18 protein-coding genes are annotated in these 19,815 nt (G+C 67.5%); 5 read left to right on the top strand and 13 right to left on the bottom strand.

Going from position 1 to position 19,815, the window contains the following annotated elements:
- Nucleotides 1–35 precede the first annotated feature (35 nt).
- The 5 genes from K5K93_RS05705 to K5K93_RS05685 form a co-directional block, all read right to left on the bottom strand.
- Nucleotides 36–815, bottom strand: coding sequence for a hypothetical protein (locus tag K5K93_RS05705; RefSeq protein ID WP_222390091.1), 780 nt, complete (start codon nucleotides 813–815; stop codon nucleotides 36–38).
- A 110-nt stretch (nucleotides 816–925) separates the two neighbouring features.
- Complete coding sequence (locus K5K93_RS05700) at nucleotides 926–2,137, bottom strand: OprO/OprP family phosphate-selective porin (protein ID WP_093817784.1); 1,212 nt, start codon at nucleotides 2,135–2,137, stop codon at nucleotides 926–928.
- A gap of 229 nt (nucleotides 2,138–2,366) precedes the next feature.
- The gene (nth, locus tag K5K93_RS05695) at nucleotides 2,367–3,056 is read right to left on the bottom strand and encodes an endonuclease III (protein ID WP_222390089.1); all 690 of its coding nucleotides are present in this window, start codon (nucleotides 3,054–3,056) and stop codon (nucleotides 2,367–2,369) included.
- Complete coding sequence (locus K5K93_RS05690) at nucleotides 3,056–3,409, bottom strand: hypothetical protein (protein WP_033830735.1); 354 nt, start codon at nucleotides 3,407–3,409, stop codon at nucleotides 3,056–3,058. The genes nth and K5K93_RS05690 overlap by 1 nt, the downstream gene beginning before the upstream one ends.
- A gap of 4 nt (nucleotides 3,410–3,413) precedes the next feature.
- Nucleotides 3,414–4,208 (bottom strand): enoyl-CoA hydratase-related protein, encoded by a 795-nt coding sequence (locus K5K93_RS05685; RefSeq protein WP_222390086.1) that lies wholly within the window; start codon nucleotides 4,206–4,208, stop codon nucleotides 3,414–3,416.
- Nucleotides 4,209–4,374: 166 nt separating this feature from the next.
- On the opposite strand from K5K93_RS05685, the gene K5K93_RS05680 reads away from it, so the two are divergent.
- The 3 genes from K5K93_RS05680 (at nucleotide 4,375) to K5K93_RS05670 (ending at nucleotide 6,905) form a co-directional block, all read left to right on the top strand.
- A complete protein-coding gene (locus K5K93_RS05680; protein WP_025875366.1) occupies nucleotides 4,375–5,076 on the top strand; it encodes an FKBP-type peptidyl-prolyl cis-trans isomerase N-terminal domain-containing protein in 702 nt (233 codons plus the stop codon).
- Nucleotides 5,077–5,205: 129 nt separating this feature from the next.
- Complete coding sequence (locus K5K93_RS05675; RefSeq protein WP_222390083.1) at nucleotides 5,206–6,009, top strand: CoA pyrophosphatase; 804 nt, start codon at nucleotides 5,206–5,208, stop codon at nucleotides 6,007–6,009.
- Nucleotides 6,006–6,905 (top strand): sulfurtransferase, encoded by a 900-nt coding sequence (locus tag K5K93_RS05670; RefSeq protein WP_222390081.1) that lies wholly within the window; start codon nucleotides 6,006–6,008, stop codon nucleotides 6,903–6,905. The genes K5K93_RS05675 and K5K93_RS05670 overlap by 4 nt, the downstream gene beginning before the upstream one ends.
- Before the next feature lie 213 nt (nucleotides 6,906–7,118).
- Here K5K93_RS05670 and K5K93_RS05665 read toward each other — a convergent pair whose 3' ends face one another.
- Nucleotides 7,119–7,685: an N-acetylmuramoyl-L-alanine amidase gene (locus K5K93_RS05665; protein WP_093817788.1), complete on the bottom strand. Its 567-nt coding sequence runs from the start codon at nucleotides 7,683–7,685 to the stop codon at nucleotides 7,119–7,121.
- Nucleotides 7,686–7,757: 72 nt separating this feature from the next.
- Between K5K93_RS05665 and K5K93_RS05660 the strand changes: the two genes are divergently transcribed.
- Nucleotides 7,758–8,285 (top strand): alpha/beta hydrolase, encoded by a 528-nt coding sequence (locus K5K93_RS05660; RefSeq protein ID WP_025875362.1) that lies wholly within the window; start codon nucleotides 7,758–7,760, stop codon nucleotides 8,283–8,285.
- Between the two features lie 144 nt (nucleotides 8,286–8,429).
- On the top strand, nucleotides 8,430–10,568 hold the full coding sequence (gene rlmKL, locus K5K93_RS05655; RefSeq protein WP_222390079.1) for a bifunctional 23S rRNA (guanine(2069)-N(7))-methyltransferase RlmK/23S rRNA (guanine(2445)-N(2))-methyltransferase RlmL: 2,139 nt from the start codon (nucleotides 8,430–8,432) through the stop codon (nucleotides 10,566–10,568).
- Nucleotides 10,569–10,722: 154 nt separating this feature from the next.
- Here the strand turns inward: rlmKL and K5K93_RS05650 are convergent, their stop codons facing one another.
- The 7 genes from K5K93_RS05650 to K5K93_RS05620 all read right to left on the bottom strand — a co-directional run bounded on the left by K5K93_RS05650 (nucleotide 10,723) and on the right by K5K93_RS05620 (nucleotide 19,615).
- A complete protein-coding gene (locus K5K93_RS05650; protein ID WP_032975662.1) occupies nucleotides 10,723–11,052 on the bottom strand; it encodes a DUF3325 domain-containing protein in 330 nt (109 codons plus the stop codon).
- Complete coding sequence (locus K5K93_RS05645; RefSeq protein ID WP_025875359.1) at nucleotides 11,049–12,677, bottom strand: PepSY-associated TM helix domain-containing protein; 1,629 nt, start codon at nucleotides 12,675–12,677, stop codon at nucleotides 11,049–11,051. Before K5K93_RS05645 ends, K5K93_RS05650 begins: the two co-directional genes overlap by 4 nt.
- On the bottom strand, nucleotides 12,674–12,994 hold the full coding sequence (locus tag K5K93_RS05640; protein WP_222390077.1) for a DUF3649 domain-containing protein: 321 nt from the start codon (nucleotides 12,992–12,994) through the stop codon (nucleotides 12,674–12,676). Before K5K93_RS05640 ends, K5K93_RS05645 begins: the two co-directional genes overlap by 4 nt.
- A 108-nt stretch (nucleotides 12,995–13,102) precedes the next feature.
- Nucleotides 13,103–15,328: a TonB-dependent siderophore receptor gene (locus K5K93_RS05635; protein ID WP_222390076.1), complete on the bottom strand. Its 2,226-nt coding sequence runs from the start codon at nucleotides 15,326–15,328 to the stop codon at nucleotides 13,103–13,105.
- 584 nt (nucleotides 15,329–15,912) lie between these two features.
- On the bottom strand, nucleotides 15,913–17,199 hold the full coding sequence (locus tag K5K93_RS05630) for a DUF445 family protein (protein WP_093817793.1): 1,287 nt from the start codon (nucleotides 17,197–17,199) through the stop codon (nucleotides 15,913–15,915).
- 115 nt (nucleotides 17,200–17,314) lie between these two features.
- Complete coding sequence (locus K5K93_RS05625; protein ID WP_140226536.1) at nucleotides 17,315–18,199, bottom strand: plasmid replication/partition related protein; 885 nt, start codon at nucleotides 18,197–18,199, stop codon at nucleotides 17,315–17,317.
- Nucleotides 18,200–18,262: 63 nt separating this feature from the next.
- On the bottom strand, nucleotides 18,263–19,615 hold the full coding sequence (locus K5K93_RS05620; RefSeq protein ID WP_222390072.1) for an aspartate aminotransferase family protein: 1,353 nt from the start codon (nucleotides 19,613–19,615) through the stop codon (nucleotides 18,263–18,265).
- Nucleotides 19,616–19,815: the final 200 nt, after the last annotated feature.

Here is a 19,815-nt window from a genome sequence, read left to right as displayed (position 1 = left end):
TGACAGCCGTCATGGCGGTGCCCCAAGCCCGCCTTTCAGAGCCCGCGCAGCGCCTCCGGAACGGCATAGCGACCGTCGCGGGGCTGCAGTGTCCAGCGCTGTGCGGGTGCCGTCGTGTCGGTGGCATGGCAGTCGTCACCGGCGGCGACGCTGATCGTATCGGTGCGCTTTTCGCGCACCACGATCGGCGCCAGGCCAGCGGCATTGGCACTGCCCATTTCCAGCGTGCGCTCGAAGCGGCTGAACTCGCCGGCGCACCGCGTATCCCATTCGCCGCGACTGCCACTGACGGCCAGCGGGGCAAGCACCCGGCGCAGCTGCCGGCCCTCGCGTACGAACAACTGCAGTTCGGTCTGCGCGAACGGGTTGGGGCCTGAGCTGCCGTTGTAGTCCATGCGCACGCCGAACGCGCGGGTGGCCGGATCCAGCTGCCAGCGTGCCGTGTCCAGGCGAAGTCCGGCAAAGCGCAGCGCATCACTGCTGACCGCATCGGCCACGCGGGTCCAGGCCAGCGGCTGGCCACTGGCGGTATCGATCAGCAACAGGTCCAGGTCGCCGCCGCGCGCCTCTTCCGAGGCGGGGGCGGCCCATTGCGCGACGGCCAGCAGGGTCGTGCCGGGTTGTGCGGGCCACGCACGGCAGGCCGTGCTGTCCGCATCGGTGAAACGTGCCGTGACCGGCAGCGCGCCGGCCGGCAACTGCCGATATGCGGCCTCACGCACGGCATCCGCATCGTCACAGGCGAACGCAGTGGCGGGCAGGGCAGCGAGCAGGACACCGCAAAGCAGGCGGCGCAGGCGGAGCGAAGAAGGCATCCCGAAGGTCCTTGTCGACAGGGCAGGGCATCATCGCGCGGCCACCGCCTGCCCACAACGACGAAGGCACGGCCTGGGCCGTGCCTTCGTTCGAACGCGTGCTTCCGGGCTTACCAGAAGAACTGCGCGCGGGCTTCCAGGATGTTCGGATCGTCGTTGACGAAGCCACGGGCGGTCGAGCTGTACTTCTTGCTGTCGACCATCACGTAGTTGAGCATCAGCTTGAAGTTCGAGCGCCAGTACCAGTTCGCGCCGACGGTCCAGATGTCCATCTTGCCGCCGAGCACGCCATCGACGATCGGCGGACGGCCGGCCACCGGATTGGCGGCGAGGTTGCCGTCGTTCAGATCCATGTGGTCATAACGCACGCCCAGCTGCCACTGGCCGCCAGCCGGGTTGTTCGGCAGGCCGGTGCCCGGGGTGCCGCCCTTGTAGCTCCAGCTTTCGCCGGTGACATTCCACACGCCGCTGACGTAGTAGCCGTCGCTGGTGTAGTTGTCGTTGGCCAGGCGCTTGGCCTTGCTGGTGTAGTACTCGGCCTGGGCCTTGAACGGGCCCTGGAAGTACATCGCTTCGGCGCCGATGGTGCTGACGCGGTCGGTGTCGACCAGGTTGCCGCTGTCGACCAGGCGCGCGGTGGCCAGGTCGGCGTTCGGGCGGGCACGCACGCGCAGGGTGTCTGCGTCGGTGTCGTAGTCGACGTAGCTCAGGCCGAAGTGCAGGACCTGGCCCTTCTCGTTGATCGGTGCCCAGGTGCCACGTGCGCCGTAGCCGCTGCCGTGGGCCAGGTTGCGGGTCAGTTCGCGGCCGAAGGCGCTGGCGGTGACCGACCAGTTGTCCTGGCCGTAGCTGTAGGCACCGCCCAGGCGCCGGGCGACAGCGTAGGTGTTGGTGACCGCAGCCTTGGAGATGAAGTCGTTGTTCTTGGTGCTGGACAGTTCTTCCAGGCTGTTGGGCTGCTTGAACTGGCCGACCTGGATGAAGTGGTTGGCGTTGCCCAGCAGCTTGTACTTCACGTTGGTGTCGAGGAACTTGTCGGCCTTGGCGTCGTAGCCCACGACCCATTCCACGTTGCCCGGGCCCTTGCCCTTCAGCACCAGCTCGGCGCGACGCAGTTCGAATTCGCTGTTCTTGCCGTTGCCGGCGTCACCGCCGTTGAGGTCCACGACGTCATTGTCGTACCAGTTGCCGTCGGCCTGGACCAGGCCTTCGAAGGTGATTTCCGAACCGCCGATCACATCGATGGCGACTTCGGCGTGGGCGGCCGGCACGTACAGCGCAGCAGCCACGGCGATCGTCAGGAGCTGGTGATGCAGTTTCATGGAGAGGAGCCTTGCAGGCAGGTGGGAAGATGCGCGCAGGCTAAAACGTGAAGATTGCGTAAATGTGACAGTTCGCGCACGGCGGCGATCCGCCGCAGGCCCCGTCACGGCTGGGCCTGCCATTGAAACCGGTTACGTATGACGCGCGGATTGCGCCCCGGTTGCAGTAGATCCACGCCATGCGTGGATGGATTTTCCAGTAGATCCACGCCATGCGTGGATGGCGCCGTCACTCCGCGGGTGTCTTGTCCTTGAACCGGCACAGGTCGGCAATCACGCAGCCCGGGCAATCCGGTTTGCGCGCTTTGCACACGTACCGGCCGTGCAGGATCAGCCAGTGGTGCGCGTCGAGCAGGAACTCGGCGGGAATCGCTTTGACCAGTCGATCTTCAACCTCGCGCACGTTCTTTCCGGGCGCAAGTCCAGTGCGGTTGGCGACACGGAAGATGTGCGTGTCCACCGCCATCACCGGTTCGCCGAAGGCGGTGTTGAGCACCACGTTGGCGGTCTTGCGGCCGACACCGGGCAGGGCTTCCAGTGCGTCGCGATCGCGTGGCACTTGGCCACCGTGCTTCTCAAGAAGCAGCGCGCAGGTGGCGATCACGTTCTTCGCCTTGGCGTTGAACAGACCGATGGTGGCGATGTACTTCTTCAGTCCCTCTTCGCCCAGCGCGAGGATCTTCGCCGGCGTGTTGGCAACCGGGAACAGGCGTCGGGTGGCCTTGTTGACGCCGACGTCGGTGGCCTGTGCAGACAGCGCGACCGCCACCAGCAGTTCGAACGGCGAGCTGTATTCCAGCTCGGTCTTCGGGTGCGGGTTGAGCTCGCGCAGGCGGGTGAACATTTCCACCACGTCGGCACGCGGCATCGTACTGCCGCGGCGCGCAGGTGCGCGCGCGGTCTTCTTCGCGGTCGCCATTACTGCTCCTTGCCGGCGGCGCGGGCCTTGGCCCGGGCGAGGATGGCGGCCGCGGCGGCAGGCAGGGCGGGTTTGACGTCCGGTGCCGGCGCGGGCGTCCGCCGCGCATCACGCTCGGCCTCGCGGCGGGCAAGGCGCACGGCGCGTGCGCGGAAACGTTCGCGCGCCGCCCATGCACGCTGCAGTTGCAACTGCATCTGGCACAGGCGGTCGGGCAGGTCCGGATGATCGGGCAGCAGCCGCTCATCGCCAGGCCGCACCACGTAGTCCATCAGTCCAGCCTGCAGCGCACCATCGGGATCGTCTGCCTGGACCCGGGCGAACAGCAGCACGGGGTTGGGTCGGGATGCCATGGCGTCAGCGGTTCTGGAAGGCGGGGGGGCGGCGCTGCAGGAAGGCGCTGGTGCCTTCGCGCATGTCCTCGGTGGCGAACAGCAGGCCGAACTGCGCACTTTCGTGTTCCAGGCCGGCCTCCAGGCTGCATTCGCCGCCCACGTGCACCGCGTCGAGCAGGCCACGCAGCGCCAGCGGCGCCGACTGTGCCAGCTGCCGGGCCAGGGCCTGCACGCGGGCGTCGAGCTCGGCGGCGGGCACCACTTCGTTGACGATGCCCAGGGCCAGTGCGCGTGCGGCGTCGATCGGGGTGCCCAGCAGGCACAGTTCCAGCGTGGCCGCGCGGCCACACAGGCGCAGCAGGCGCTGGCTGCCGCCGAAGCCGGGAATCAGGCCGAGATTGATCTCCGGCTGGCCGACTTTGGCCGAATCGGCGGCGATGCGCAGATGGCAGGCCATGGCCAGTTCCAGCCCGCCGCCCAGCGCAAATCCGTTCACCCGGGCGATCACCGGCTTGGGCATGCGTTCGATTCGGCGCATCAGGGCCTGCCCGAGCAGGGAAAAATCACGTCCCTGAACCGCGCTCAAGGTGTTCATTTCGGCGATGTCGGCCCCGGCCACGAACGCCTTGGGGCCAGCCCCGGTCAGCACCACCACCCGTACCGCCGGGTCGGCGGCGGCGTCGCCAAACGCCTCGGCCAGGGCCTGCAGGGTGGCGGCGTTGAGGGCGTTGAGCTTGTCCGGGCGTTGCACGGTAATGGTGCGGACGGCGCCATCATCGCTGACGTCGACCGGGTGGGGAGCGGGGGCCTCGACCACGGGAAACTCCTGGAACGTTAAAAAAAAGTGAGATTGAACTCTGTAAACGCAGACAGGTCATAGCCTGCGTGGTGAGTAGCGGTTACACGTTGTGGCCGTTATCCTAACCCGTCGCCTCAGGGCGGCGCAGAACGTCCCTGAGTTACCACCCCTGGAGAACTGTTTGATGAAGTTGCGTTCTATCGCGGTCGCCGTCGCGGCCCTGGCCCTGACGGGCAATGCCTTCGCCCAGGACATCGCGTCCGAGAAGGGCAAGCTGAGCTACTACTTCGGTTACGACTACGGCAACAACCTGGCGGAGCTGACCGGTCGCGGTGAGCAGCTGGACATCAACTCGGTGGTGAAGGGCCTGCAGGACGCCTACGCCAAGAAGCAGCCGGCCATTACCGCCGAGCAGCTGAAGCCGGCCGTTGAAGCGTTCCAGAAGCGCGAGCAGGGCCGTGCCCAGGCCGCCAAGGCCGAGTACGAAAAGGCTGCTGCCGAAAACAAGACCAAGAGCGATCAGTTCATGGCGCAGAACAAGGCAAAGGCGGGCGTGCAGACCCTGCCGAGCGGCGTTCAGTACCGTGTGATCGAAGCCGGCAAGGGTGCCAAGCCGACCCAGGCCAGCACCGTGCAGCTGGAAGTGGCCGGTCCGTTCCCGTACGGCCAGCGCCCGACCGAAGCCCGCCCGGCCCAGCAGATTCCGTCGATCAAGGTCAGCGAAGTCGAAATGAAGGCCATGCGTGAGACCCTGCTGCAGATGCCGGCAGGCTCGAAGTGGGAAGTCTCGCTGCCGCCGGATCAGGCCTACGGCGCCGACCCGCGCACCCCGTTCCCGCCGAACGTGGCTGTGCAGTTCGAGATCAAGCTGATCAGCGTCAAGTAAGAAGAAACAGCGTCAACATCAACGCGCCGGTGAACCCACCGGCGCGTTTTTGTTTCTGCACCACGCTGCAGCCGTGCGGGGCCCATCCCAAATTCAGCCCATTCGCGCTACTGTTGACCGGTGCAAACAATGGAAGAAACGGCGCGTGCTGTCGCAAGCCCCTGCATCAACGTCTGCAAGCTGGATCGCAACCGGCGCTGCGCCGGATGCGGGCGGCATATCGACGAAATCGCACGGTGGTCGTCGATGAGCGACAGCGAACGCAGCCATGTCCTGCAGCGTGTGCTGCCCCTGCGCCAACAGCTGCAGCAGTCGCTGCGAGGGTCGTTGGCCGATCATGAGCGGCTGCTGCGCGCGCTGCATCCGCTGGCCGAACCGCCGGCAGGTGACGGCTGGAACCGCAGTGAACTGGATGACCTGCTGCCTCCGGGCCCACCGGTCGAGGCGGCGGTGTTGGCTGGCATCGTGCCGCGCGCCAACGGTGCGCAGGTGATCCTGACCCGGCGTACCGAAACCCTGCGGCAACATGGTGGCCAGGTTGGCTTCCCCGGTGGCCGTACCGAGCCCGATGATCGCGATGCGCTGGCTGCCGCACTGCGCGAAAGCCAGGAAGAAATCGCGTTGGCGCCGACACAGGTGCAGGCACTGGGATATCTCGATCCGTTCGTGACCATCACCGGCTACCGGGTGACCCCGGTGGTGGCAGTGATCGATCCGGAGTTCGTGGCGGTCCCGCAGCCCAGCGAAGTGGCCGAGGTGTTCGAAGTGCCGCTGGACTATCTGATGGCCGCCGACAACCTGCGCCAGGTCGAAATCAACCATCGCGGCCGCGTCCGCCATGTCCTTGAATATGGCTGGCCCGGCCAGCGCATCTGGGGCGCCACCGCGGCCATCCTGTACAACCTGCGTCGCCGCCTGGAGCAAGTGCAATGAAGCCGATCGACCCGCCGTGGACCACCCTTGTCGATGTTGCGACCCTGGCTGCGGCCTTGGGCGATGGGGTACGCGTGGTCGATGCCCGCGCGACCGCCAGCACCGTGCGCGTGGTCGACGCGCGTGCATCGCTTGCCGACCCGCAGGCGGGCAACAGCCTCTACGCGCAGGGACACATTCCCGGCGCAGTGCATGCCGATCTCAACCGCGACCTGTCCGATCTGACGCGGGTAGGCCATGGCCGCCACCCGTTGCCCGACAGCGATGCGTTCGCCGCACGACTGGGGCAATGGGGCATCGGCACCGACACGCAGGTGGTGGTGTATGACGGCAGCGATGGCAGCATGGCCGCCGCGCGCCTGTGGTGGCTGCTGCGCCTGATAGGGCATGCGAACGTGGCCGTACTCGATGGCGGCATCGCCGCGTGGCAGGCCGCCGGCCAGCCGCTGGCGACCGGCAGCAGCGAGGTCACGGCGTTGCCCGCGTATCCGGGGCGCTTCGATGGCAGCCAGGTCGCCAGCGCGGACGAGATCGAATCACGCCTCAAGCATGCGCCGGGCTGGCTGGTCGATGCCCGCGCGGGCGAGCGGTTCCGCGGTGAGGTGGAACCGCTGGACCCGGTCGCCGGCCATGTACCGGGCGCGCTCAATCGCCCGTTTGCGTTGAACGTGCTGGACGGCCGCCTGCGCGATGCACAGGAACTGCGTGCCGAGTTGCAGGGCGTGATCGGCAACCAGGACCCGCAACGCGTGGTGCTGATGTGCGGCTCGGGCGTGACCGCCTGCCACCTGCTGCTGGCGATGGAAAGCGCGGGCCTGTCCGGCGCACGCATCTACGCGGACTCTTGGAGTGGCTGGGTCAGCGACAGCAGCCGACCGGTCGCCACCGGCGCCTGAGCAATGCGGGTTGGTCGATTTGACGTTCATCCACGCATGGCGTGGATCTGCTGGCCACCGGTTCATCTCTGGGGCAGAGCCCCCTGAGTCAGGGGGCGGCCGCGAAGCGGCGGGGGTCTGGGAGCTGGTAAGTGGGGCCCGCGTTTCGCGCAGCGAAGCGTGGGAGCGACAGCGCGCATGCGATGGCGTGTACCCAGGGCGCAGCCCTGCCCATCATCCCAACCCCTGCAACGGCACCTTCGCCAGCACCCGCGCCCACGGGAACAACGGGCCCGGATCACGCTTGCGCGCCACGGTCACCGCCGGGTCATCACTGGCCGGCACCTGCTCCAGGTCCAACTGGTCATGTCCGGCAATCCGCCGCAGCGACGGGTAACGAGCCACCAGTGCCTGCAGCAGCTGTTCCAGCGCCAGCAGCTGCGCTTCGGTGTACGGCTCGTCCATCGCCTGGTGGCGGCTGTCGAGCCAGTGCGGGTAGCGCCCCGAATTGACCAGTTCGATGCCCACGGTATCGGCATTCATGCCGCGCACGTGGTGGGCGATGCGCTCCGGCGCCACGTACTGCACCACGCTGCCGTCGCGGTCGATGTAGAAATGCCCGCTGTTGCCGGCGCCGCTGTCGTACAGCACGCGCTCGCCGTACTCCCGGGCGGTCGCCAGGTCGGGCAGTTCGGTGCAGTGGATCACCACCATCGCCAGGCTGGATGGATCGCGCAGTGGCAGGCGGTCGTGGTAGGGCAACGGCTGCAGCTGCAGGCCGGGCAGGAGCGGTTTGGGCATGCGGCGATGCTAGCATTGCCGGATGAAACTGCCTTCCCTTCTGCTGTCGATCCGCTCCGTGGGAGCGCACGCATGAGCCGCGGTCACTGCATCCTGTCCCACGGCTTCGAGAGCGGCCCGGAGGCGACCAAGGTCACCGCGCTGGCCGAAGTCGCCGAGCGACTGGGCTGGACCCATGAGCGCCCCGATTACACCGACCTGGACGCGATGAGCCAGGTCAGCCGCGTGGGCGACGTGCGCACCCGCCTGCAACGCCTCATCGAGCGCACGGCCGCTGCCGCTGCGCAGGGGCCGGTGGTGCTGGCCGGCTCCAGCCTGGGCGCCTACATCTCCGCCATCGCATCGCTGCAGGTGCCGGTGGCGGGCCTGTTCCTGATGGTGCCGCCCACCACCATGGGCCCGATGCCGGCGCTGGATGCCGCGCCGGTGCCGACCACGGTGGTGCAGGCCTGGCATGACGAGGTGGTGCCGGCCGCCGGAGTCATCGCCTGGGCGCAGGCGCGCTCGGCGCAGCTGCTGCTGGTGGACGATGGCCATCGCCTGGAGCACCACGTGGAAGCCTCTGCGCAGGCCTTCGAGCGCCTGCTGCGGCAGCTGTGAAGCCCGGGCGCACGGCGCGCCGGCCCGCATTGACTACAATGGCAGGCCCGCCGCCCCCGGCGCGGGCCTGCCGGCCGTGCCTACGGCCCTCCCTTCCGAATGGCCCGGCCCCCTGCCGTGCCTGACCACCTGCGAACCGATCCCGTGAAATTTTTTGTCTCCTGCGCCAAGGGCCTGGAATACCTGCTTGCCGATGAGCTGTCGGCCCTGGGCCTGGAAAAGGCCACCGCCACCATCGCCGGCGTCAACGCCGATGGCGAACTGGAGCAGGCGCTGCGGATCGTGATGTGGTCGCGGCTGGCCAGCCGCGTGCTGTGGCCGATCGACGAATTCGAATGCCCGGACGAGCAGGCGCTGTACGACGGCGTGCGTGCGCTGCCGTGGCACGAACACATCAGGCCCGAGATGACCCTAGCGGTGGACGCACATGTGTCCGGCGACAAGATCACCCATGCCCGTTTCGCCGCGCAGCGGATCAAGGACGCCATCGTCGACCGCATGCGTGACGAAGGGCTGGAGCGCCCTTCGGTCAACACCGACCTGCCGGACGTGCGCGTCAACCTGTCGCTGCGCAAGGGCCGCGCCTCGCTGTCGATCGACCTCGGCGGCGGCCCGCTGCATCGCCGTGGCTGGCGCGGTGCGGCGCATGACGCGCCGTTGAAGGAAAACCTGGCTGCCGCGCTGCTGATGCGCGCACAGTGGCCGCGCCTGCACGCTGCCGGTGGCGGCCTGCTGGACCCGATGTGCGGCAGCGGCACCCTGCTGATCGAAGGCGCGCTGATGGCGGCCGATGTCGCCCCCGGCCTGATGCGCCATGGCAGCCTGCCGCCGAGCCGCTGGCTGGGCTTCGACAAGGCTGCCTGGAAAACCATCCAGAGCGAAGCGCGTGATCGCGAAGCGACCGGCCTTGCCGCGCTGAAGCCGGTCATCCACGGCAGCGACATCGACCCGGTGGCGATCCAGGCCGCGCGCGAGAACGCCGAAGTTGCCGGCGTCGCCCATGCCATCCGCTTCACCCGCGCCGATGTGGCTGACCTGCCCACCCCGGAGCAGGAGATCGGCGCGGTGGTCTGCAACCCGCCGTATGACGAGCGCCTGGCCGCCGATCCGGCGCTGTACCGCAAGCTGGGCAATGCCCTGCAGAAGGCCGTGCCGCAGTGGCGCGCCAGCCTGCTGTGCGGCAATGACGAACTGGCGTTCGCCACCGGCCTGCGTGCGGGCAAGAAGTACCAGATGTTCAATGGTGCGCTGGAATGCGCACTGATCGTCTGCGATCCGATCGCGGTGCCGGGCCGCGACCCGGCACAGGTGCGCGAGCTGAGCGAAGGCGCGCAGATGGTGGCCAACCGCCTGCGCAAGAACCTGAAGAAGTTCAAGAGCTGGCGCGCGCGCGAAGGCATCACCTGTTTCCGTGCCTACGATGCCGATCTGCCGGAATACGCAGCGGCCATCGACGTGTACGAGGAAGATGGCGGCCAGCGCCGCACGTTCCTGCATGTGCAGGAATACGCTGCACCGGCCGCGATTCCCGAGAACGACGTGCGCCGCCGCCGCAATGAACTGCTGGCCGCTGCGCGCGAGGTGTTCGGCGTGCCGCCGGAACAGGTATCGATGAAATCGCGTGAACGTGGCAAGGGCGGCAGCAAGTACGGCCGTTTCGAGCAGCGCGATGAGTTCCTCGTGGTACGCGAGAACAACGCGCTGCTGCAGGTGAACCTGTTCGACTATCTCGATACCGGTCTGTTCCTCGACCATCGCCCGCTGCGCCGGCTGATGGCCGAGCAGGCGCGCGGCAAGCGCTTCCTCAACCTGTTCTGCTACACCGGCGTGGCCAGCGTGCAGGCGGCGGTGGCCGGTGCGGCCAGCACCACCAGCGTCGATCTGTCGGCCACCTACCTGCAGTGGTGCTACGACAACCTGGCCTTGAACGGGCAGGGCGGCAATCAGCACCTGCTGGTGCAGGCCGATGCGATGGCCTGGCTGGAAGGCGATCGCGGCCAGTACGACGTGATCTTCTGCGACCCGCCGACGTTCTCCAACTCGGCCCGCGCCGAGGACTTCGACGTACAGCGCGAGCAGGTGAAGATGCTGCGTGCGGCCGTCGCGCGACTGGCGCCGGGTGGCGTGCTGTACTTCTCCAACAACTTCCGCCGCTTCAAGCTGGAAGAGAACGCCATCGCCGAATTCGCCCAGTGCCGCGAGATCAGCGCCAGCACCATCGGCCCGGATTTCGAGCGCAACGCGCGCATCCATCGTGCGTGGGAGCTGAAGCGCCTGGCGTGACGCGTCGCCGGGCATGGCCCGGCGCTACCCACGTGCGCGCAGAACGGTAGCGCCGGGCCATGCCCGGCGAGCGTGGGTCCGGTAGATCCACGCCATGCGTGGATGAGAGCCGTAGTAGATCCACGCCATGCGTGGATGCGGCCCACCGCACGGGTTACAACAGCGCCACCACCAGCCCGATCACCGGCAACGCGATCGCCAGCGGCGCGATCCATTTCGGCCGGTACGGGTACAGCGCGAACGCCAGCACGATTCCACCCAGGGTGAGCGCGCCGAGCCACAGCACCGGGCCCATCGCCCAGCCGTGGTCGACCACGCACAGTGCGAAAGCCACCGTCAGCAGTACCCAGCCCAGCACCCGCCATTGCGTGCGCCGTGCCGGTGATGCCGCGGATTTGCCGTGCAGTTCCTGCTGATGCTTTTCCATCGCCAGCGACAGCGCGGTGAACGCCGTGAACGACAACCCCAGTACCAGCAGCATCATGCGCTGGCCTCCGCTTCCACTGCATCGGCCGGTGCCTTCGTCGCTGCAGCGGCCGCCGCGCGTTTCTTCTTCTCGGCGGCAGTCAGCGGCGGCGTCCAGCGTTGCATGCGCCAGCCGCACAGGGCCAGCATGGCGCCGAAGGCGATCATCGACAGGTCGAAACCGGCCAATGCCCAGTCACCGTTGAACAAGGTGACGCCCAGGTGCGCGTGGGTGGTCAGCGCGTTCACTACCGGAATCAGCGCGAACGCGGCCGCGCCGATGTACAGCTGCCACGCCCACATCATCCGCTTGGGCCAGATGAAGGCTGCCAGCAGCGAGGCGCCCCACGCGTAGAAGAACACGTTCGCTTCGGCGTTGGAGCGCTCGGCCAAGCCCAGCGGCAGCAGGCGGTTGCCCCAGAAATAGGCGGCAAAGGCGATCGGCAGACCGGCCACGGCGCCGATGTTCAGTGCATCGACCAGGCGCAGGCCGAAGCCGGTGCGACCGCTCTTGGCATGCTTCGGCCGCTCCTTCACCGCCCACAGCACCACGCCGCTGGCCACCATCAGGCAGCCGGTCAGGCCGGACAGGAAGAACAACGCGCGCAGGCCCCAATCGGCGAAGCGGGCCAGGTGCAGGCCATACAGCACGCCACGGGTGGCGGTGGCGCCACCGGAAGGCGGCGTTTCCTGCAGCAGCGCGCCAGTGACCATGTCATAGCGCAGCGCCGGGGTATCGATGGACAGGCGTTTGCCATCGCGCTGGCGGATGTCGATCACCGCATTGGCGGCACCGGGATTGGCAACGCTGAAACCGGCGACCTCGGTGCCGTGCCAATGCGTGCGGGCACTGTCCAGCAGCTGCCGCAGCGGCAGGGGCGCTGCCTTGCCTTCGGCGGGCGCGGTGACCTCGGGCAGGCCACCAAAGGCCTCCGCGTAGAACGCATCCTGGTCGGTGCCGTACGCCACGTTCACTCCCCACGGCAGGTACATGATCATCAACGTGACGATGCCGGTGTAGGTGATCATCGCGTGGTAAGGCAGGGCCATCACCGCGCTGACGTTGTGGAAGTCCAGCCAGGAACGCAGGCCCTTGTCCTTCCGGAAGGTGAAGAAGTCCTTGAAGATCTTCTTGTGGGTGATCACGCCGGTGATGATGGCCACCAGCATGAACATCGCGCAGAAGCCCACCAGGTAGCGCGCCCACAGCACGGGAATGTAGTGCAGGTCGAAATGCAGGCGGTAGAAGAAGTCGCCGCCACGTGTCTCGCGGGCCTTCAGCTCGGTGCCGGTGTTCGGGTCCAGGGTGGCATCACCGAAGGCGCCGCGTCGGCCCTTGCTGGGGTCGGCCAGCTCGGCCGGCAACCGCCAGAACATCTGCATGGCCGGATTGCGTGGCTGCGGCAGGGTGACGAACCAGCTCTCGGCCTGTGGTGCGTTGGCCAGCAGGTAGTCGGCCGCGCGCTGCGCCGCTTCGTCGGTGCTGACCGTGCTGCGCGGCAGCTCCGGGCGCATCCAGCGGCTGATTTCCTCGCGGTAGTAGCTGGCGGTGCCGGCCATGAAGATCAGCAGCAGCAGCCAGCCGACCAGCAGGCCGGTCCAGGTATGCAGCCAGGCCATGGATTGGCGGAATCCATTCTTCATGCCCACGCTCCCAGCAGGCGCGAAATGCCGGCCAACAGCAGGGTGGGGGCGAGAATGCCGACCCAGGCACGCAGCGCACTGCGCGTGGCGAACGCCCACAGCGCGGCGCAGGCGGCGACCAGGATCGCCAGCAGCATGCCGGTCAGCACGGCCTGGCCGCGCGCGCCCGGCAGCGCCAGCGCACAGAACACCGTGGTCATCGAGGCAAGCGCGTAGCCGCCGAAGATGGAGGCAAGGGATCGGGACAGCACGCCCCATCGCGGGTTGGCGAAGAAGGTGCTGAGGCGGGGGCTGGCGGTTGCGGGCGAGCGGTCCACGGCGGTCCTGCAGGTTGAATGAAGAGAAGGCCGGCGCAACGAAGCGCGCCGGGGTTGGCCATCCGTGGCCGGGTGCCGGTCGCAGAACCGGCACCATCCATCAGGTCATCAGAGTTTCCAGCGCAGCGTCACGCTGACGTTGCGGGGTTCGCCCCAGTACACGCCCTGGTAGAAGCCGACGTTGTTGTAGTACTTCTTGTCCAGCAGGTTGCTGATGTTGAGCTGGGCGCTGAAGTTCTCGTTGAAGCGGTAGCCACCGGCCAGGTTCAGCAGGTAGAACGCGTCCTGGGTGATGCGCGCACTTTCGGTGCGGCCGGTGCTCAGGTAGTCGGCCGTCGGCTTGGTGCTGTTGTTCCAGATGCGGCTCTGCCAGGTCACGCCGCCGCCCAGCCAGAAGCGGCCTTCGATGCCGCCCGGCCGCCAGCTGGTGTTGAGGCGGAAGGTTTCCTGCGGGGTGGTGGTCCGTTGCAGCACACCCGCGGCGTTGCGGATCCGGGTACGGGCGAAACCGGCCGAGATGTTCCACTGCTCGCCGATGCTGCCCTGGGTTTCCAGTTCCCAACCCTTCACCTTGTTGCCCTTGCCGGTCGAGCGATAGGCCTGGCCGCCGTCGGGCAGCGAGTTCAGCGGCACCGAATCATCGATCTCGGCCACGTTGTCCTGCTTGCCCTCAAACACGGCGGCCGAGGCGTTCAGCAGGCCACCGAAGAATTCGGCCTTGACGCCAGCCTCGTACATGTCGCCGACCACCGGCTCAAGGTAGTTGCCGTTGCGGTCGCGGTAGTTCTGCGGCTTGAAGATGTCGGTGTAGCTGACATAGCCGCTGAACATCGAATTGAAGTCGTAGACCAGGCCGGCGTACGGGGTCAGCGTGTCGTCGGGCTTGTAGCCGGTGCGGGTGGTGCGGTTGCGGTTGCCGTTGGTGTCGTAGCCGTAGCCCCACTGGCGGGTTTCCCAGCTGCCATAGCGGGCGCCGACCACGGCCAGCAGCGGGTCGGCCAGGCGCAGGCGCGCGGCGATGTAGGCGGCGCGCTGGCGCAGCTCGTTTTCCGAGGAAAGACGGCCATAGCGTGTCACCGGCAGGACCGGCACCTTGCCGGTCCAGTTGCGCCAGTCGGGAACCTGCATGTAGCCCGGTGCGCTGGTGTCGAAGCTGGTCGCTTCGGATTCGCCCTTGCGCACGGACTGGCCCAGCCCGAACACCAGTTCATGCTCGCGGCCGAACAGCTGGAACGGGCCGCCGACGTTGACGTCGAACACGTCCATCGTGCTGTGTTCGTTGAAGTGCGAGACGTAGGCGGTGACGCCGGTGCCGTCCGCGCGCGGGTAGCCGGCTGCGCCGTACCAGACGCTGCCATCGGTATCACGCACGGCATGGCTGACGCTGCCCTTCAGCGACCAGCCGCTGCCCAGCTGCTGTTCGAGGCGGGCGAAGGTGGTCTTTTCAATGATCGGCCATTCGCTCCACGACGCCGACAGATTGGTCGAGCGCGGCAGGTTGGCCGGGTTGCCGTCAGCACCCCAGTAAGGCACCACGCCCCAGGTAACGCCCGTGGTGTGCGGTGACTGGTATTCATAGCCCAGTTCGAACAGGGTGCTGTCGGTCAGGTCGGCCTGGACGATGCCGTAGAACACGTCCTTGTCGAGCTTGTAGACATCGCGGAACGAATCGCTCTGCTGCTTGGCCGCGACCACGCGTGCGCGGATGCGCCCGTCCCAGGCCACGGGACCGCCCAGGTCGGCTTCCAGGCGCTGGTTACCCCAGCGCCCCATGGTCAGGTTGCTGCTCATCTGGAAGGTGTCGGTGGGGCGCTTGCGCACCATGCTGATGGTGCCGGACGGATCACCAGCGCCCGTGGTCAGGCCGGTGGCGCCGCGGATCACTTCGATGCGTTCGTAGATGACGTTGTCGGTGTTGGTCTTGATCGACCCACCGAAAGTGTTGAGCATCCCGTCGATCTGGAAGTTCTCGATCGTGTAGCCACGCGAAACATAGCTGATGCGCTCGCTGTCGGTGACCGACACGCTGACGCCGGTGACCTGGCCCATCACGTCGGACAACGAGAACAACCCCATGTCATCCAGCCGTTGCCGGGTGATGACGGTGACCGACTGCGGCGTCTCGCGCAGCGACAGATCCAGCTTGGTCGCGCTGCGGGTGTTCTTCACCGTGTAGCCGTTTGCGATCTCGCCGTCAGCGGTCACCTTCACCGTGTCCAGCGTGCGCGCATCGGCAGCGAGCGGTGCATCGGCGTGGGCCAGCGGGGCGATCATCACAGCGGTCAGGGCCAGGGCCAGCAGGGTTGGGCGGGGAGTATTCAGGGGAGAAGCCATCGGTGCGATTCCATGCAGGACAAAAAACAGGCGATGGCAAACGCACCCATGGCAGCCATGCGCTCCGCGCACGTCACCCAGCGTGATTCCCATCGACGGCGCGCCACCTGCGGCAGGCAGGCGACCCAGTGGTCGGGGGATGTACACGGGCGAAGGGGCGGGTGGGCGCGTGCTTCCGTGCCCCGCTTGGCTAAGCGTACAACCGATCAGTAAATGATAGGCATTCGCATTTCGTTAAGCAAGTGTGACAGCCCCATTCGTCCCCGAACATGTGGATCCGATGCCGTTGGTGCCTTCAGCCGGACAGCTGTCGGAGGTGGGGTGGGTCCGGTGGCGGGGGCGTGAGCGCCATGGGCCCGAGGCATGCGTCGGGCGGGTTGGGCAGGACGCCCAACCCCGGGCTTGCCGTGTGCGCAGGACGGCGCACACGAGCAAGGCGCGATCGAGCCTACCAAGGACGTATTTACGGCGTCCCCCGGCGGCGGACCCACCCCGCCATCTCACGGAATCCCGCTGTTGCCGTTCGCTTCGGTTGTTGCTGTCGCCTCTGCGGGTGCCGGGCGCAGCCCGGCCGGGCCCCCCCCTCAGAACCGGAACAGCACCGTCGCCGCATGCAGCAGCAGCCCGATCAGCCCACCCACCAGGGTGCCGTTGAAGCGGATGAACTGCAGGTCGCGGCCCACGCTCAGTTCCAGCTGCTCGACCAGATGACGTTCGTCCCAGCTCTTCACCGTCTGCGCGATATGGGTGGTGACGCCCTCGCGCAGGCGCCCGGTGAGCCGCTGAGCGCCTTCCAGCAGGTGCTGGTTCAATGCCTCGCGCAACGCCGGGTCCGATTGCAGGCTGTCACCCAGCGAGGCCAGGCTGCGCTGCAGATGACCGACCAGTGCCGAATCCTCGCGCTGCAGATCGCCGCGCAGGCTGGCATGGATGCGCGACCACAGGCCCTGCACGTAGTCCTGCAGGGCAGGGTGGTCGATCATTTCCTGCTTGAGCTGCTCGATGCGCTCGGCCAGTGCCGGGTCTTCGCGCAGGCGCTGCACGTAGTTGCCCAGCCATTGTTCGTAGTCCTGGCGCAGCGGGTGCTGCGGCTCGGCCAGCACCTGCTGCAGCTCCTCAAGCACCGCGCGCGCCAGGCGTTCGGCAAGGCTGTCGCCGATCTCATCGATCGGCTTGACCCAGTTCACCGTGCTCGACAGCGTCGGCCATTCGCGCTGGATGTAGCGCACGATCAGCTGCGAGGCGCGCTCCTTCACTTCCGGCTGCTCCAGCCAGCGCCCCAGCCGTTGCAGGCCTTCGTCCAGCACGCGCTGGTGGCGGCCATCGGCGGTCAGCAGGCCCAGCAGTTCGCCGGCGGTGGCTGCGGCGTTCCACTGCCGCAGCTGCTGCACCACGAAGCTGTGCAGCTGCCGCCGCACCGCAGCTTCATCGAAGAAGTCCAGCGCCTGCAGCGCCCAGCCACGGGCCATGTCGGCCAGCATCCGTGAACGCCCGGGATCGGCCAGCCAGCTGCCGAGGCGGCTGGCTGGATCGAATACCTGCAGCTTGGCCAGCAGCACCGTCGGTTCCAGGAACTGGTCACGCACGAACAGGGCCAAGCTGTCGCCGATGCGTTCCTTGCTGCGCGGAATGATCGCCGTATGCGGAATCGGCAGGCCCATCGGCCGCCGGAACAGGGCAACCACCGCGAACCAGTCGGCGAGCGCGCCGACCGCGGCGGCTTCGCAGAAGGCCGAGACCCAGGCCCAGATGCCACGCTCGCCCTGCCAGTGGCTGACCGCAAAACCGGCCAGCATCAGCAGCAGCAGGCCAAGGGCGAGGGTTTTCAGGCGCCGCAGCTGGGCGCGGCGCGGATCGATGGCAGACGTCATGCCCGAAGTCTACCCGTCACCGAATGATGCCGACGCATCGGTAGCGCCGGGCCATGCCCGGCGGCGCTTCAGGCGCCGCTGCGCTCGCCGGGCATGGCCCGGCGCTACCCACCCGTTACAGCGTTTCCAGCTGCCTGCGCAGATGGGCCAGCTGTGCGCGCAGGGTGTCGTTCTCGCGGGTCAGGGCAACCACGCGGCGGCGCAGCGCCGGGGCATCCTCGCCAAGCTGCTCCAGCGCGGCCAGCACCTCGGCATCGCGGCTGGCGATCTCATCCTCGTTGGCCTCTTCGAAGTCCATTTCCGCCGACTCCGGTTCAGGCTTCGGCGCACGCGGCTTGCGCTTGGACTCACGCACGCGCTTTGCAGCCTGCTTCAGTTCATCCTTGCCACCGGCAGCCGCCGCGCGCTGCTCTTCTTCCGGCAGGTCGGCCACGGCGGCGGCGGCGCTGATCGAGATCACGCCGGCCTTCACCGCTTCCACCACCTCGGCCGCAGCCTGGGCGTGGATGCGCTCGATCATGCCCACCTGGCTGGTGCTCAGCTTGGCTTCGCGGGCCAGTTCGGCGCGGCTGATCTTCGGCGCCGGTTCCCACGGCGGGCTGTCTTCGCCGGCCTCGTCGGCCGGCTCGGCGGTGCCGTCGCTTTCGCGCTGCAGCTGCGCCTGTTCGACCTGCTTGCGCGCGGACAGGATGTCGCGCTTGCGCAGGGCCAGCACGCCGCGCTGGAAATCGGAAACGCTGCGCCGGCCCAGGTGCTGTTCGATCATCCACAGGTGCACGTCTTCCATGCTCTGGAAGCGGGTGTTCTGCACGGTGTTGAACGGCAGGCCATGCTTCTGGCAGATGCCGAAGCGGTTGTGTCCATCCACCAGCACGTCGCCCCACAGTACCAGCGCATCGCGGCAGCCTTCGGCGAGGATGCTGCGCTCCAGCGCCTCGTGTTCGTCGGCGGTGAGCGGGTCGATGTAGGCCTTGAGTTCTTCTTTGACGACGATGTTCATGGGCACGGCAACAGGCAGGAGCGGAACCGCCCATTGTACCCGCTCACCAGCACCGGCCTGGCCTCAGGCGGTGGCCCGGATCATCTCGCCCAGGGTGCCGGTGATCTGGTCGATCTGTGCCTTGTCCACGATCAGCGGCGGTGACAGCGCGATGATGTCGCCGGTACAGCGCACCAGCAGGCGCCCGTCGTGGAAGCAGCGGCGGAACACCTCGTAGCCACGGCTGCCGGGAGCGTCCTTGCGCGGTGCCAGCTCCACCGCACCGACCAGGCCGAAGTTGCGGATGTCGATCACGTTCGGCAACCCCTGCAGGGCGTGCAGGCGCTCCTGCCAGTATTCGCCCAGCTCGATCGCGCGCTCGAACAACCGTTCCTCGGCGTAGATGTCCAGCGTGGCCAACGCCGCCGCGCAGGCCAAGGGGTGGCCCGAATAGGTATAGCCATGGAACAGCTCGATGGCCTGTGGCGGACCCTGCATGAAGCTGGCATGCACGCTGTCGCCGACCAGCACGCCTCCCAGCGGCACCGCGCCGTTGCTGGCTCCCTTGGCGAAGGTCAACAGGTCCGGGGTGACCCCGAAACGCTGCGCGGCGAACGCCATGCCAACCCGGCCGAAGCCGGTGATGACCTCATCGAACACCAGCAGGATGCCGTGCTGGTCGCAGATCTCGCGCAGTCGTTGCAGATAGCCCGGCGCCGGCAGGATCACCCCGGCCGAGCCGACGATGGGTTCAACGAACACCGCGGCAATGGTGGACGGATCGTGCAGGGCGATCAGCCGTTCCAGATCGTCGGCCAGCTCGGCGCCCTGGCGTGGCAGGCCCTTGCTGAACGCATTGCGTGACAGGTCCAGGGTATGCCGCAGGTAGTCCACGCCGCCGAGCTGCAGGCCGAACTGGCGACGGTTGTTGGGCAGCCCGCCCAGTGCCATGCCGCCGAAGCCGACCCCGTGGTAGGCCTTCTCGCGGCTGATGAAGCGCGTGCGCTGTCCCTCGCCGCGCAGGCGGTGGTGGGCCAGCACGATCTTCATCGCTGAATCCACCGCCTCCGAACCCGAGCTGGTGAAGAACACGTGGTTCAACCCGGCCGGGGCCAGTGCCGCCAGCCGCTGCGCCAGGGCGAAGGCCGGCGGCGAACCCATCTGGAAGGCCGGCGAGTAATCGAGGGTGGCGGCCTGCTCGGCGATCGCGTCGACGATGCGCCGGCGCGCGTGCCCTGCATTGCAGCACCACAGGCCAGCGGTGCCATCGAGGATGGTGCGCCCATCGATGTCCTCGTAGTGCATGCCCTCGGCACGTACCAGCATGCGCGGCGCGCCCTTGTACTGGCGGTTGGCAGTGAACGGCATCCAGTACGCGTCCAGTGAATCGGGGCGCTGGGTGGCCAGGTCGTGCAGGTCGCTTGCAGGGGTTTTCATGCCGGCTCCATCGGGTCCGATGGTTGCGACTCTAGCGCAGCCGCGTCACGGTTCTGTCGGCAGGCATGGCCCAGCGCTACCGTTCGGGCCTCGACCTTGTGGCAGCGCCGGGCCATGCCCGGCGAGCGCGCAGCGCGGTCGATCACGGTGGGGTCGCGGCCGCGCCGGTATAAACAAGGAACGTTGATTGCTGGAGCGAC

Origin of the sequence: Stenotrophomonas sp. DR822 (assembly GCF_019793815.1) — a bacterium.
Taxonomy (GTDB): Bacteria; Pseudomonadota; Gammaproteobacteria; order Xanthomonadales; family Xanthomonadaceae; genus Stenotrophomonas; species Stenotrophomonas indicatrix.
This window is presented reverse-complemented; position numbering and strand designations above follow the sequence as displayed.